Here is a 13,186-nt window from a genome sequence, read left to right as displayed (position 1 = left end):
CATGAAGGACATCGTATTGCTTTATGAGACTGGCACACTTGTTGCCTTGAGATAAAGTGTTGAATCGTTCAAGCAAGCAGGGTTTTTTATTTTCCAGATTTTTCGCGTCTATTCTCAGGCGTTGCGCAACATAACACGCATGATATACCCAATAATTTCAACAGGTTAAAATAATTAACACTTTTTATACAAGTTTATTTTGCGCAACGGGTAACGATTCCAAAACAGAATGCTTTCAATTTTTACCGCGAAAAAATGGCATACCAGCGCGAGCATCAAAATTAAAGATGAGGTATAAAGGCCAGGGGATCAGCATATAAAAACAAAACATTCATGCCAATTTATTTTGAATTTTTTATTTCATATCATCCGTGCAATCATCATTTGCATTGCGGCTATCGATTAAATTAGTCTGCAGGTAACCCGACCAATGGAGATAAAATGGACGTGAACGCGGAACGCAGTGTTTTTTATATCTCGGACGGCACGGCGCTGACCGCCGAAGTGCTGGGCCATGCGGTGCTGTCGCAGTTTCCGGTGACCACCCAGACCCTGACGCTGCCCTTTGTTCAGACCGTGCAGCGTGCCCAGGCGGTAAAGGCGCAGATCAACGCCATCTGTCAGCAAACCGGCGTGCGTCCGCTGGTGTTTATCTCTATCGTTACCCCGGAGATCCGTGAAATCATCCTGCAGAGCGACGCCTTCTGTCAGGACATCGTGCAGTCACTGGTCGCGCCGCTGCAGCAGGAGCTGGGCATTGCCCCCGCACCGGTGGCCAACCGCACCCACGGCCTGACCGCCAGCAACCTCGGCAAATACGATGCACGCATTGCCGCCATTGATTACACCCTCGCGCACGACGACGGCATCTCGCTGCGCGGGCTGGAGGATGCCCAGCTGATTCTGCTCGGCGTGTCGCGCTGCGGAAAAACCCCCACCAGCCTCTACCTGGCGATGCAGTTTGGCATCCGCGCCGCCAACTATCCGTTTATCGCCGACGATATGGACAACCTCAGGCTGCCGGCGGCGTTGAAACCCTTCCACAACAAGCTGTTTGGCCTGACCATCGACCCGGAACGGCTGTCGGCGATTCGCCAGGAGCGGGCGGAAAACAGCCGTTATGCATCACTGCGCCAGTGCCGCATGGAGGTCGGAGAGGTCGAGGCGCTGTTCCGCACCCACCAGATCCGCTACCTCAACAGCACCAATTTTTCCGTGGAAGAGATCGCCACCAAAATCCTCGACATTATGGGTCTGGCAAGGCGCATGTTCTGAATCAGCACCAGGGAGCCCATTATCCCTGGTTGTCTTCCGGTTGAAATCATCAGGCTTTGCTTTAATGTAGCGATCAATCCTTCCCGGTACTCCTGCCGTTGTGAAGAAAAAATTTTTGAGAAAACTGATGAATAAAACCGATGAACTGCGTACCGCGCGCATCGACAGCCTGATTACGCCTGCGGCCCTGCAGGCCAGCCTGCCGATTACCGCCATGATTGCCGATAACGTGACCGCGTCACGCAAGCGGATTGCCCGCATCCTCAGCGGCGAAGACCCGCGCCTGCTGGTGGTGATTGGCCCCTGTTCACTGCATGACCCGAAAGCCGCGCTGGAGTATGCGGAGCGGCTGGCCGTGCTGCGCGAACAGCATCGCGACCGTCTGGAGATCGTGATGCGCGCCTATTTTGAAAAGCCGCGTACCGTGGTGGGCTGGAAGGGTCTGATTTCCGACCCGGACCTCGACGGCAGCTACCGGTTGAACCACGGCCTGCACCTGGCGCGCAAGCTGCTGCTGGACATCAACGCGCTGGGGATGCCCACCGCCACGGAATTTCTCGACATGGTGATCGGCCAGTTTATTGCCGACCTGATCAGCTGGGGGGCTATCGGTGCACGTACCACCGAGAGCCAGATCCACCGGGAAATGGCCTCCGCGCTCTCCTGCCCGGTCGGCTTTAAAAACGGCACCGACGGCAATACGCAGATCGCCATCGATGCCATTCGCGCCGCCCGGGTCAGCCATATGTTCCTGTCGCCGGATAAACAGGGGCAGATGACCATCTACCAGACCAGCGGCAACCCGTCCGGCCACGTGATCCTGCGCGGCGGCAAACAGCCTAACTATCACCCGGAAGATATCGCCGCCGCCGCGGCCAGCCTGCAGGCCTGCCATCTGCCGCCGCAGCTGGTTATCGACCTCAGCCACGGCAACAGCCTGAAGCAGCACCGGCTGCAGAAGGAGGTCGCCGCCTCAATGGCCGATCAAATCCGCCGCGGCACCACGGCGATTGCCGGCGTGATGATCGAAAGCTTCCTGCAGGAAGGCACGCAGAAGGTGCTGCCGGGCACGCCGCTGGTTTATGGCCAGTCGATCACCGACGCCTGCCTAGGCTGGGATGACAGCGAGGCGGTGCTGCAGCAGTTAGCCGACGCGGTCGACAGCCGCTTCTGATTCACCGTTCGCTTCTGCGACTTACGGCTGGCCCGGTTACGGTCAGCCGTCACTCTTCTTGCTTCTCCCCCTTCCCGACGCTTAATTTTACTTGCGCGGCGCGCACAATTCTTGATAATGATTATCATTCTGATAATGAATGTTTTTAATAATTATTCTGAGGACGCCAGCAATGCACGACATTTACCACCGTTACAGCGAACTGAAAGCCGAGCACCCGAGAAAATATGCCCGCGACCTGGCCGCGTTAATCGGCATCAGCGAAGCCGAACTGACCGCCGCCCGCGTCGGGCATCAGGCCACCGCGCTGCGTCCCGCCATGCGCGAACTGCTGCACGCGCTGGAAAAAGTGGGTGACACCAAATGCATCACCCGCAACGAATACGCGGTGCACGAGCAGTCGGGCACCTTCAGCAATATCCACATCAATGAACACGCCGGCATCGTGCTGAACCCGCGCGCGCTCGACCTGCGCGTCTTCGTTGGCCAGTGGGCCAGCGTGTTCCACCTGCAGGAGATGACCGGCCACGGCGAGCGTCAGAGTATCCAGTTTTTTGACCACCAGGGCGACGCGGTGCTCAAGGTCTATGCCACCGGACAGACCGATACCGCCGCCTGGCAGCAGCTGGTTGACGACTACCGCGACGCCTCCCCGGCCACGCTGAGCGTCAAACCCGCCGTCGCGACGCCTTTCGCTGATGCGTTCGACGGCGCGGCGCTGGAGAACGAATGGCGGGCGATGACCGACGTCCACCAGTTCTTCCGCCTGCTGAAGAAGCACAACGTTTCGCGCCAGCAGGCGTTTAAGGCGGTAAGCCGCGACCTGGCGCAGCCGGTCAGCAACGGCGCGCTGGCCGCGCTGCTGGAGATCGCCCGTGACGAAGCCAACGAGATCATGATCTTCGTCGGTAACCGGGGTTGCGTGCAGATTTTCACCGGCGCGGTGGAGAAGGTCACGCCGATGCACAACTGGCTGAACATCTTTAACAGCACCTTTACCCTGCACCTGCAGGAAGAACTGATTGCCGAAAGCTGGATCACCCGTAAACCGACCGCCGACGGCATCGTCACCAGCCTTGAACTGTTTGCCGCCGACGGTACCCAGATCGCTCAGCTGTACGGCCAGCGCAGCGAGGGTCAGCCTGAACAGGCGCAGTGGCGTGAACAGTTAACCCGCATCAGCACTGAGGAAACCCCCGCATGAAAGGCTGGTTAACCGCACTTTGTCTCCTGCCCCTGACCTTCTCCGCGATGGCGGCGGAGCGCGTGATCAGCATCGGTGGCGACGTTACGCAGATTATCTACGCGCTGGACGCGCAGCAGCAGCTGATCGCGCGCGACAGCACCAGCCTGCACCCGGCGGTGGTGAAAAAGCTGCCGGACGTTGGCTACATGCGTCAGCTGAACGCCGAAGGCATCCTGGCGCTGAAGCCAACGCTGGTGCTGGCCAGCGAGCTGGCGAAACCAGCGCTGGCGCTGCAGCAGGTGGCGCAGAACGGCGTCAGGGTGATCGATATCACCGGTAAGCCGGCGATTTCCGCCATCAATGAGAAAGTGGCGGCGGTGGCGGCGGCCCTGCACCGTGAGGAGGCCGGTAAGGCGCTGCAGGAGAAGATCAGTAAAGAGCTGGCCAGCGTGCCGAAAACCGCGCTGCCGGTAAAAGTGCTGTTTATCCTCGCCCACCAGGGCATGGGCACCATGGCGGCAGGCCAGGGTACCTCCGCCGACGCGGCGATTCAGGCCGCCGGCCTGCAGAACGCCATGTCCGCCGTGCAGCGCTATCAGCCGCTCTCCCAGGAAGGGGTGGTGGCCAGCGCGCCGCAGCTGATCGTGATAACCGAAGACGGGCTGAAAACCCTTGGCGGCACTGACAATCTGTGGAAGCTGCCGGGCATGACGCTGACCCCGGCCGGGAAAACGAAACAGGTGCTGGTGCTGGATGATATGGCGCTGCTCGGCTTTGGTATTGATACCCCGGCGGCGATCCTCAAGCTGCGCAAAACGGCGGAAGCGCTGCCGTGATGTCGACGCGCGCGCTGCGCTGGCTGAGCGTGCTGCTGCTGCTGCTGCTGGTGCTGACCGTCAGCGCGGCCAACATCGGCGCGATGCGGCTGTCGCTGCCGATGCTGTGGCACGCCGGCACCGACAGCAGCCTGTGGCAGGTGTGGTACACCATCCGTCTGCCACGCGTGCTGCTGGCGGTGCTGGTGGGCGGCGCGCTGGCGCTTTCCGGCTGCGTGATGCAGGGCCTGTTCCGCAACCCGCTGGCCGACCCCGGCCTGCTGGGGATCAGCAGCGGAGCCGCGCTGGCGGTAGCCTGCTCGATCGTGCTGTCGCTGACCCTGCCGGGCGTGCTGGCGCTCTACGTACCGCTGCTGGCCGCCTTTATCGGCAGCCTGGCAGTCACCGCCGTGATCTTTATGCTCAGCCGTCAGGGGGCCAGCGGCCTGAGCCGCCTGCTGCTGGTCGGCATCGCCATCAACGCGCTGTGCGCGGCCTCGGTCGGCGTACTGTCATGGCTGAGCACCGATCAGCAGCTGCGCCAGCTGTCGCTGTGGGGCATGGGCAGCCTGAGTTCGGCGCAGTGGCCGACCGTGCTGGTCTGCGCCTCGATCGTGATCCCCTGCATGCTGCTGGTACAGAGGCTGGCCCAGCGGCTGAACCTGCTGCAGCTCGGCGAGGAAGAGGCGCACTACCTGGGCGTGGACGTGCCGCGCACCCAGCGCGCGCTGCTGGTGCTGAGCGCGCTGCTGGTGGCGTCGGCGGTAGCGGTCAGCGGAGTGATCGGCTTTATCGGTCTGGTGGTCCCGCACCTGATGCGTTTCTGGCTGGGTGGCGACCACCGCTGGCTGCTGCCCTCCTCGCTGCTCAGCGGCGCGATGCTGCTGCTGCTGGCCGATACGCTGGCGCGTACGGTGGTCGCCCCGGCCGAAATGCCGGTCGGGCTGCTGACCAGCCTGATCGGCGGCCCGTGGTTCCTGTGGCTTATCCTGCGGCGTCGCGGAGGTGTCAATGGCTGAGGTACTGCGCGCCAGCGGCCTGAGCTATCAGCTCGGACAGCGCTGGCTAATCGAGGATATTACCCTGTCACTTCACCCAGGCGAACTGGTGTCGCTGATCGGGCCAAACGGCGCGGGCAAATCGACGCTGCTGCGGCTGCTGACCGGCTTTCTTACCCCGCAGCGCGGCGGCTGTCAGCTGAACGGCCAGCCACTGGCCGCCTGGTCACCGGCGAGGCTGTCGCAGCAGCGGGCGGTGATGCGCCAGCAGAGCAGCATGGCTTTTCCGCTCAGCGTTGAGCAGGTGGTGGCGATGGGCCGCGCCCCGTGGCCGGGCAAAGACGTGAACGGCGTGGTGGAACAGGTGATGGCGTTGACCGGCTGCGAGAACCTCGCACAGCGCGACTACCTGCAGCTGTCGGGCGGCGAGCAGCAGCGGGTGCAGCTGGCCCGCGCGCTGGCGCAGCTGTGGCAGCAGGATGGCCCGCGCGGCTGGCTGTTCCTTGATGAACCGACCTCGGCGCTGGATCTCTACCACCAGCAGCACCTGCTGCGCCTGCTGTCCCGGCTCACGCAGCAGCACGCGTTAAGCGTCTGCTGCGTATTGCACGATCTGAACCTCGCGTCACTGTGGTCCGATCGGGTGATGCTGCTGGCGCAGGGCCGGCTGGTGGCGGAAGGCACCCCGGCCGGGGTGCTGGACGAAGCGACGCTGGCCCGCTGGTATCACGCCGACGTGATGGTGCACCCGCACCAGACTGAAGGCGTACCGCAGGTGGCGCTGCGCCGCTAGCTGGAGCAGCTGACCTCCAGCGTTTTGCCCCACTCCGGCGGGCGGCGCGACAGATCGTCATACTCTGGCACGTCTGTAAACGGCTGCAACAGCGCCTGATGCAGCCGTGCCAGCTCTCCCACCTCGTCCTGCTCCGCCTGCTCAATCGCCTGCTGTGCCAGGTAATTGCGCAGAATGCGTGTCGGGTTGACCTGCTTCATCGCCTGCTGGCGCTGCGCGTCGCTGACCTCCTCCTGCAGCAGCCGCTGACGATAGACGTTATACCAGCCGTCGAACGCTTCACGATCGATAAACTCGTCGCGCAGCGGTGACGCCGACTGCTGCGCCTCGGTGTCGCTGAGCAGGCGGAAAGTACGCGTATAGTCGCTGCCTTCACGGGTCATCAGCGACAGCAGGCCGGTGAGAATATCGTTGTCATGCTTATCGGCGGTGAACAGCCCCAGCTTCGCGCGCATCCTCTCGCCCCACGCCTGCATCAGCGTGGTTTCATAGTGGGCCAGCGCCTGTTTCAGCTGGTCGGTGCTCAGCAGGCCCGAGAGCGCATGCGCCAGCCGGTTGAGGTTCCACAGCCCGATCATCGGCTGGTTTTCAAAGCTGTAGCGCCCCTGGTGATCGGAGTGGTTGCAGATAAACTGCGGCTGGTAATCGTCGAGGAAGCCGTAAGGGCCGTAGTCCAGCGTCAGGCCGAGAATCGACATATTGTCGGTGTTCATCACGCCGTGGGCAAAGCCGACGCTCTGCCAGCCGGCGATCAGCCGTGCGGTACGTTGCACCACGTCGGTGAACCACAGCAGATACTTATCCGCCTCCTGCTGCAGTTCAGGCCAGTGGTGGCGAATAGCGTAATCCGCCAGCTGCTGCACCTGCTCCTGCTGCCCCAGATAGTAGAAATGCTCAAAGTGGCCAAAGCGCAGATGGCTCTCCGCCACCCGCAGCAGCATCGCGCCGCGCTCGGTGGTTTCGCGATACACCGGTTCATCGCTGGTGACCACGCTCAGCGCGCGGGAGGTGGGAATGCCGAGGGCGTGCATCGCTTCCGAAGCCAGAAACTCGCGCAGCGTGGAGCGCAGCACCGCCCTGCCGTCGCCCATTCGCGAATAAGGGGTCAGCCCGGCGCCCTTCAGGTGCCAGTCGAACTTGCGGCCGTCGTCCAGCCGCTGCTCCCCCAGCAGCAGGCCGCGCCCGTCACCCAGCTGCCCGGCCCACACGCCGAACTGATGGCCGCTGTAGACCTGGGCCAGCGGCTGCATGCCGGGCAACAGGCGTTCTCCGCTCAACACCGCATCGGCCCCGGCGCTGAACAGCGAGGTGACCTGCAGCTCCTGCGCCAGCGGCGCGCTGTGGTACAGCAGTCGGGCATTTTTCAGCGGCGTGGGTGCCAGCGGCCGGTAAAAGCCCTGCAGTTCATCGTGCCAGGTATTATCAAAGTGCATAGCGCCTCCATCAGGACGGCCGGGCAGACTTAACTCAACGCCGCGGCAGGAGGGACAGTGTAAAGCGCCAGGGGCCGGGTAAATACGGACAATCAACAGGGTTATTGCCGTTACGGGCTACCCCAGCCACGGCGGTGGGGTCAGCAACTGGTCAAGACACTCCACCGGAACCGCCGGAAACAGCGCGCTCTCAATGCCGCCAAGCGGCAGATGACGTATCTTTTGCAGGTCGCTGAGATCGTCAGCGCCGGCCAGCACCAGCAGGCCGCAGTAAGGGGTAATCTGCTCAACGATCACCCCGGCCAGCGCGCTGAATGACGCGCGCTTCATCATCCGCTGCATCAGCGCCCGATCCAGCGTGATGCGTTCAAACAGGCTGTCAAACACCGCTTTCGAACTCAAGTTTCCTGCGCCGTAGTGGCTCAGCGCCAGTGAAAAGTGGTCGCTCAGCGCCCGCAGCCGCGGATTGTCTGCGCCTTCATGCAGGCCGGGGAAACTCTCCGCAATATCCAGCTGCAGCCCTGCCAGCAGGCTCATTTTTTTCAGCAGAAAGTCACTCTCAAGCAGCGTATCGGCCAGCAGTCCGTCGACGCTAATTGAAACCTTAATATTATTTATGCTAAAGAAACGCGCACCGCTTTCAATCAGGTTAATTTGACTCTGCAGCAGTAAAATGCGCTGTGATATATCCAGCTGCGGCGTCAGCATCGCCTGCGGAATGGCCACGTTGCTCTGCGGGTGACAGAAATTCACCCGTAATTCGGTACAAAGTAACCGCCCCTCCGGGCTGTACACCGGATAAAACTGGGGGTGGGTGCGATACTCCGTTTCCAGATGGATGTTCATTGATTTTTGCCATTATTCCGCGAGGGTAACCACAGCCTTGCCGGTGTCGATTTGACCACCCCACCGCGCCAGCGCAGGCTTCAGGCCCGTTCAGACACCCTGTTAATCAGCTTACGCTGGTCTCTACTGGTCAGACTACCACAGATTTTCTGCTAAAAATGCTGAATAAAAATCCATACACAGAGCGGGTAAATAATCCTTTTCTCGGATTAATGTGATTTTCACTGAAATATGAGTTAAGTAAGAAAAATTAACATCCTTATGAAGAGATCGGACCACCTGGCGAATAAATCTCATAAATTTCTGAATAAGTGCTGTTAAATCAAATGCTGTTTAAAACAGCATTCTGTCACTTTTTTCAGCGGCAGAGCGATCAGATACGTCTCGCCTGCCAGAATACTTTACGCCAGTAAACGTTATCGAGCGATGAACGCACCACGCCGCGGCTGGTCGAGGCGTGAATAAAATAGTTATCGGTGTCGTAAATGCCCACGTGCAACCCATTTTCACCGCTGCCGGTTTTGAAAAACACCAGATCGCCGGGCAACAGATCGGACTTATCAATGCGCGTGCCGACGTCGGTTTGCGCCTCGGTGCTGCGCGGCAGCTGCAGATCGAAACGATCGCGAAAGGTCAGCAGCACAAAGCCGGAACAGTCGATACCGCGCCGCGTCATGCCGCCATAGCGATACGGCGTGCCGTGCCACTGGGCAAGCTGATCGTTCAGCTGGGCGATGACCATTATACGATCGGCCAGCTGGCTTTTCGGTGCGGGAGCACGGCTGCTACAGCCTGCCAGAAGAATAACCATCAGTAACAGCCAGTAACGCATAAACGCTCCCTAAAAAAATTCATCACCGCTGTCTGTGCCACGCCGCGGAGGTAAAACGGGCCGGACGGTCAGCCCCCGGTGGTTAAAAAAATACGATCGTCAACCTGCAGTTCGCGGAACGCGACCTGATATAACGCCGTCAGGTTGTCGCAGGTGAGTATTTCACGCGCTGCGCCGACCAGCGCGGGCTGCCCCGGACGCATCAGCCAGACGCTGCTGGCCTGCTGCAGGCTGTGGTTAAGGTCATGGCTGCTCATCACCACGCTAATACCGCTGGCGATAACGCGGCTCAGCAGACCATCGAAGGCGTGCTGCTGGGCGATATCCAGACCGGTCAGCGGCTCATCCAGCAGCAGCAGCGCGCCGTCGGGCTGACTGACCTGCAGCAGCACCGCCGCCAGCCGCACCCGTTGCCACTCACCGCCGGACAGCTGCCCGAGCGGGCGCTGCAGCTTGTCATCCAGCCGCAGCGCTGCGCTCAGCTCGCGCAGCGAAAACGCGTCAGCCTGAGCGCCAGGGCCATGATGCATCGACAGATAGTGCCATACCGGCATCTGCGCGGGGGCCAGATGCTGCTGCGGCAGATACGCCCGCCGGCGCGCCAGCGCGCTGCCCGCCCAGTCGCCCAGCGGTCGCCCGCACAGCCGGATGTCACCGCGGGCCGGCTGCAACCCGGACAGCGCGGCCAGCAGCGAACTCTTCCCGGCGCCGTTCGGCCCGACCAGATGGATAAGCTCGCCGGCCCCGACCCGGGCGCTGAACGGAAACAGCCGCGGCTCGATGGCCACCCTGTCGATCTCCAGCAGCACTTACTCTGCCAACGCCTGCTGCACGGCGGTGACGATCTGCGCGTCGTCAGGGGTCATATCCGGCGAGAAACGAGCCAGTACCTTACCGTCACGGCCGATCAGAAACTTCTCGAAATTCCACAGAATATCACCAGGCGCTTCTGGCGCACGCCCTTTGCTGGTCATGCGCTCCAGGAAACCGCTGCCCTCGGGTGCCAGCGCCTGCGGTTGTGCCGCCACCAGCTGCGCATACAGCGGATGGCGCTGCTCACCGTTAACCTCAATTTTGCTGAACATCGGGAAGGTCACGCCGTAGGTGGTGCTGCAAAAGGTTTTGATCTCTTCATCACTGCCCGGCTCCTGGCCGAGGAAGGCGTTGCAGGGGAAGCCGAGCACGCTGAAGCCCTGCGCGTGCCACGCCTTATGCAGCGCTTCCAGCTGCTCGTACTGCGGCGTCAGGCCGCACTTAGAGGCCACGTTCACCACCAGCAGCACCTTACCCTGCCACTGCGCCAGCGTGGTAGCTTCCCCATCCAGAGTGGTCAGTTGCGTATCATAAATCGTCATCATCTTTTCCTGTTTCAGCGAGAACATCGTTGAGGGTAACCGTTTAACGGTTGTTCAATAATAACCAGATAAATACCGGCGCGCCCAGCGTGGCGGTCACCACGCCGACCGGCAGCTCGGCGGCGGTCAGCGCCACGCGGGCAATCACGTCGGCCAGCAGCAGCACGCCCGCCCCGGCCAGCGCGCAGGCCGGTAACAGCGTACGGTGATCGCTCAGCCCGTTGAGGCGCAAAATATGCGGAATAACCAGCCCGATAAAGCCGATCGCCCCGGCCAGCGCCACGCTGACCCCGACCAGCCAGCCGATAGCCGCAACCAGCAGGTTGCGCCACAGCAGCAGCGGCAGGCCCAGCTGTTGCGCGGAAACCTCCCCCAGCGCCAGCAGATTGAGCACCCGGCTGCGGCTGCACAGCCACATCAGCACCGGCAGCAGCGCCAGCATCAGCCAGCGGTAGCGCCAGTCAACGCCGCTGAACCCACCCATCATCCAGTACATTAACTGGCGCAGGTCGAGGCTGCTGCTGAAGTAGACTGCCCAGGTCATCACCGCGCTGCAGATAATCCCCAGCGCCACGCCCGCCAGCAGCAGTTTAGCGGACGAAAGGTGGCGGCGGGCAAAACGCAGCAGCAGCAGCGTTACCAGCAGCGCGCCGGCGATAGCGCAGACGCTCATCAGCCACGGGTTGTCCGTGCCAAAGAAAATACAGGCAACCAGGCCAACGCCCGCCCCGGCGGAGACGCCAAGCAACCCCGGCTCTGCCAGCGGGTTGCTGAACAGCGCCTGCATGACGGCCCCGGCCACCGCCAGCGACGCCCCCACCAGCAGCACCGCCAGCGTGCGCGGCAGGCGCAGCTGCCAGACAAACAGCCGCGCGTCGTCGCCGAGCCACGCATCGGGCAGGATCCAGCGCTCACCGGCAGACAGGCTGAGCAGGGTCATCAGCAGGCAAAACAGCCCCAGCCCCAGCAGCCAGAGCCGGGCACGGTGGCGAGCGCGTTGCAGATACGGGGTCAGCGTCATGGTGATTTATGGCAAGAAAACAGTGGGTTAATTGTAGAGAGGTTTTCTCTGAATTGACATGGAAAAGGATGAACTGAATGATGAGCATAAGAGGCAACTGCGGGCATCCTCAGCCCTCGTGGCTATTCCTCCGCCACCTGTGCGAGACATTCGCTTCGTTTTTTTGCCGTTGCCGCTTCAGGGCCAGGCCGCCCGGCAGCAGAAGGGACCGGGCCTGAACTATGACGAGAACATTGTGCAGCTGTTGATGAAATCAGGACAGAATAACCCCCCGCTTCTGCTGCACGACACGAAGAAAGGTCAGGCGTGTTTCATGCGCTCACTGAGTGTTTCGATAATGAAGGTATTGACCGATGTCTCATGCGCCGCGGCGACCTGATTAAGACGTTCCCCGAACGACTCCGGATAGCGCAACGTGAACGTCCTGACCTTTTCCTGACGTACATAAGGTTCAATACCCGCTGCGCTGCAATCCTCCAGATACCCATGTAGCGATATCTCGCCTTCTGTTAACAACCCCTGAATACTGTCCGAGACAAAGTCACAATAGCCGGTCAGACCCAGGAACTTCCCGCGAAACGCGCCCAGCTCCGCTACATAGGTGATAATGGCCGGTTGCCCGGCTATCTGCATGGTATTGGGGGTCGATGTTTTGAGTGTCGATGCTTTGATCATGGCTTAACTCCTGTGCTTTCAAGCCAGTCACGCAGGTTAACAACTGCGCCTTTGTCAGTATCTGGCGATGGATGCGGGCGATGGATGCGGGCGATGAAAGTTAGCGATACTGCCGTTAAGGATAAACTTACAGCGGGAACCGCGCCCCTCTTTGACCTCCCCTCCCAGCGCTTTAATCAGTGACTCGATGTCAGCCCATTTAATGCCTGACTGCACGGGCGATTTAAATATCTGCTCAAGCGTGCTCCATTGCTTCTTCCGTAGTGGTGCAACTTGTTCGTCCATTCCCTGCCTCACGAAGTCACCTTATGAAGTCAGTATTGCATGGCGATGAATGAAGTCAACTTATGAAGTCATTTTATTGCTGTGGCTTTTTTTAAACAAGGACAACGTGTGGATAATATTTTATAGAAGATCTTAAAACCAGAAGGATAACCACATAAAAAAGGCCGCTTGCGCGGCCTTTTAAATAGCAGAAATCACTCTTCTTTCGGTGTGGCGTTTTCTACCCGGCTTTTCAGCTTCTGTCCAGGCCTGAAGGTCACCACACGGCGAGCCGTAATCGGGATATCTTCACCCGTTTTCGGGTTACGACCCGGACGTTGATTCTTGTCGCGAAGGTCGAAGTTGCCAAATCCTGACAGTTTCACCTGCTCACCGTTTTCCAAAGCACGACGCACTTCTTCAAAAAACAGTTCTACCAGTTCTTTGGCATCCCGTTTGCTCAGCCCCAGCTTCTCAAACAGGTATTCAGACATTTCAGCTTTTGTAAGCGCCATAGGT

At 60.4% G+C, this 13,186-nt stretch carries 14 protein-coding genes and 1 pseudogene; 6 read left to right on the top strand and 9 right to left on the bottom strand.

Going from position 1 to position 13,186, the window contains the following annotated elements; genetic code table 11:
* Window positions 1-441 precede the first annotated feature (441 nt).
* From GKQ23_RS11195 to GKQ23_RS11170, 6 genes are all read left to right on the top strand, one after another.
* Window positions 442-1,275 carry a pyruvate, water dikinase regulatory protein gene (locus GKQ23_RS11195; protein ID WP_056234620.1) on the top strand — a complete coding sequence of 278 codons (834 nt, stop codon included), beginning with the start codon at window positions 442-444 and terminating at the stop codon, window positions 1,273-1,275.
* Between the two features lie 127 nt (window positions 1,276-1,402).
* Window positions 1,403-2,449 (top strand): 3-deoxy-7-phosphoheptulonate synthase, encoded by a 1,047-nt coding sequence (locus GKQ23_RS11190; protein ID WP_212411111.1) that lies wholly within the window; start codon window positions 1,403-1,405, stop codon window positions 2,447-2,449.
* Window positions 2,450-2,621: 172 nt separating this feature from the next.
* On the top strand, window positions 2,622-3,653 hold the full coding sequence (locus tag GKQ23_RS11185; RefSeq protein WP_212411109.1) for a hemin-degrading factor: 1,032 nt from the start codon (window positions 2,622-2,624) through the stop codon (window positions 3,651-3,653).
* Window positions 3,650-4,471 carry a hemin ABC transporter substrate-binding protein gene (locus tag GKQ23_RS11180; protein WP_212411108.1) on the top strand — a complete coding sequence of 274 codons (822 nt, stop codon included), beginning with the start codon at window positions 3,650-3,652 and terminating at the stop codon, window positions 4,469-4,471. Before GKQ23_RS11185 ends, GKQ23_RS11180 begins: the two co-directional genes overlap by 4 nt.
* Window positions 4,471-5,469 carry an iron ABC transporter permease gene (locus GKQ23_RS11175; RefSeq protein ID WP_200929779.1) on the top strand — a complete coding sequence of 333 codons (999 nt, stop codon included), beginning with the start codon at window positions 4,471-4,473 and terminating at the stop codon, window positions 5,467-5,469. Before GKQ23_RS11180 ends, GKQ23_RS11175 begins: the two co-directional genes overlap by 1 nt.
* Window positions 5,462-6,241 carry a heme ABC transporter ATP-binding protein gene (locus GKQ23_RS11170; protein WP_056234606.1) on the top strand — a complete coding sequence of 260 codons (780 nt, stop codon included), beginning with the start codon at window positions 5,462-5,464 and terminating at the stop codon, window positions 6,239-6,241. Before GKQ23_RS11175 ends, GKQ23_RS11170 begins: the two co-directional genes overlap by 8 nt.
* Here GKQ23_RS11170 and GKQ23_RS11165 read toward each other — a convergent pair.
* The 9 genes and pseudogenes from GKQ23_RS11165 to ihfA all read right to left on the bottom strand — a co-directional run bounded on the left by GKQ23_RS11165 (window position 6,238) and on the right by ihfA (window position 13,182).
* Entirely contained in the window at window positions 6,238-7,674 is a 1,437-nt protein-coding gene (locus tag GKQ23_RS11165; RefSeq protein ID WP_212411106.1) for a protein adenylyltransferase SelO, read from the bottom strand. The genes GKQ23_RS11170 and GKQ23_RS11165 overlap by 4 nt on opposite strands.
* A gap of 117 nt (window positions 7,675-7,791) precedes the next feature.
* On the bottom strand, window positions 7,792-8,520 hold the full coding sequence (locus GKQ23_RS11160) for an EAL domain-containing protein (protein ID WP_056234600.1): 729 nt from the start codon (window positions 8,518-8,520) through the stop codon (window positions 7,792-7,794).
* Window positions 8,521-8,893: 373 nt separating this feature from the next.
* A complete protein-coding gene (locus tag GKQ23_RS11155; protein WP_056234597.1) occupies window positions 8,894-9,352 on the bottom strand; it encodes an NlpC/P60 family protein in 459 nt (152 codons plus the stop codon).
* A 68-nt stretch (window positions 9,353-9,420) separates the two neighbouring features.
* Entirely contained in the window at window positions 9,421-10,161 is a 741-nt protein-coding gene (gene btuD, locus GKQ23_RS11150) for a vitamin B12 ABC transporter ATP-binding protein BtuD (protein ID WP_212411104.1), read from the bottom strand.
* Entirely contained in the window at window positions 10,162-10,707 is a 546-nt protein-coding gene (locus GKQ23_RS11145) for a glutathione peroxidase (RefSeq protein ID WP_212411758.1), read from the bottom strand.
* 43 nt (window positions 10,708-10,750) lie between these two features.
* Entirely contained in the window at window positions 10,751-11,728 is a 978-nt protein-coding gene (btuC, locus tag GKQ23_RS11140) for a vitamin B12 ABC transporter permease BtuC (protein WP_212411102.1), read from the bottom strand.
* 300 nt (window positions 11,729-12,028) lie between these two features.
* Window positions 12,029-12,403 (bottom strand): type II toxin-antitoxin system HicB family antitoxin, encoded by a 375-nt coding sequence (locus GKQ23_RS11135; RefSeq protein ID WP_212411100.1) that lies wholly within the window; start codon window positions 12,401-12,403, stop codon window positions 12,029-12,031.
* Window positions 12,400-12,688: pseudogene (locus GKQ23_RS11130) on the bottom strand (type II toxin-antitoxin system HicA family toxin). Before GKQ23_RS11130 ends, GKQ23_RS11135 begins: the two are co-directional and overlap by 4 nt.
* Before the next feature lie 194 nt (window positions 12,689-12,882).
* Window positions 12,883-13,182 (bottom strand): integration host factor subunit alpha, encoded by a 300-nt coding sequence (gene ihfA, locus GKQ23_RS11125; protein ID WP_056234587.1) that lies wholly within the window; start codon window positions 13,180-13,182, stop codon window positions 12,883-12,885.
* Between the last annotated feature and the right edge of the window lie 4 nt (window positions 13,183-13,186).

This window comes from Erwinia sp. E602, assembly GCF_018141005.1.
In the GTDB taxonomy this organism is placed as follows: Bacteria; Pseudomonadota; Gammaproteobacteria; order Enterobacterales; family Enterobacteriaceae; genus Erwinia.
This window is presented reverse-complemented; position numbering and strand designations above follow the sequence as displayed.

What these genes read in the sequence shown, in the direction of transcription:
- GKQ23_RS11170 (WP_056234606.1), top strand. Translation starts at nt 5,462, where the DNA reads ATGGCTGAGGTACTGCGCGCCAGCGGCCTGAGCTATCAGCTCGGACAG.
- GKQ23_RS11160 (WP_056234600.1), bottom strand. Translation starts at nt 8,520, where the DNA reads ATGAACATCCATCTGGAAACGGAGTATCGCACCCACCCCCAGTTTTAT.
- GKQ23_RS11135 (WP_212411100.1), bottom strand. Translation starts at nt 12,403, where the DNA reads ATGATCAAAGCATCGACACTCAAAACATCGACCCCCAATACCATGCAG.
- GKQ23_RS11145 (WP_212411758.1), bottom strand. Translation starts at nt 10,707, where the DNA reads ATGACGATTTATGATACGCAACTGACCACTCTGGATGGGGAAGCTACC.
- GKQ23_RS11195 (WP_056234620.1), top strand. Translation starts at nt 442, where the DNA reads ATGGACGTGAACGCGGAACGCAGTGTTTTTTATATCTCGGACGGCACG.
- GKQ23_RS11175 (WP_200929779.1), top strand. Translation starts at nt 4,471, where the DNA reads ATGTCGACGCGCGCGCTGCGCTGGCTGAGCGTGCTGCTGCTGCTGCTG.
- GKQ23_RS11180 (WP_212411108.1), top strand. Translation starts at nt 3,650, where the DNA reads ATGAAAGGCTGGTTAACCGCACTTTGTCTCCTGCCCCTGACCTTCTCC.
- GKQ23_RS11190 (WP_212411111.1), top strand. Translation starts at nt 1,403, where the DNA reads ATGAATAAAACCGATGAACTGCGTACCGCGCGCATCGACAGCCTGATT.
- ihfA (WP_056234587.1), bottom strand. Translation starts at nt 13,182, where the DNA reads ATGGCGCTTACAAAAGCTGAAATGTCTGAATACCTGTTTGAGAAGCTG.
- GKQ23_RS11165 (WP_212411106.1), bottom strand. Translation starts at nt 7,674, where the DNA reads ATGCACTTTGATAATACCTGGCACGATGAACTGCAGGGCTTTTACCGG.
- GKQ23_RS11155 (WP_056234597.1), bottom strand. Translation starts at nt 9,352, where the DNA reads ATGCGTTACTGGCTGTTACTGATGGTTATTCTTCTGGCAGGCTGTAGC.
- btuC (WP_212411102.1), bottom strand. Translation starts at nt 11,728, where the DNA reads ATGACGCTGACCCCGTATCTGCAACGCGCTCGCCACCGTGCCCGGCTC.
- GKQ23_RS11185 (WP_212411109.1), top strand. Translation starts at nt 2,622, where the DNA reads ATGCACGACATTTACCACCGTTACAGCGAACTGAAAGCCGAGCACCCG.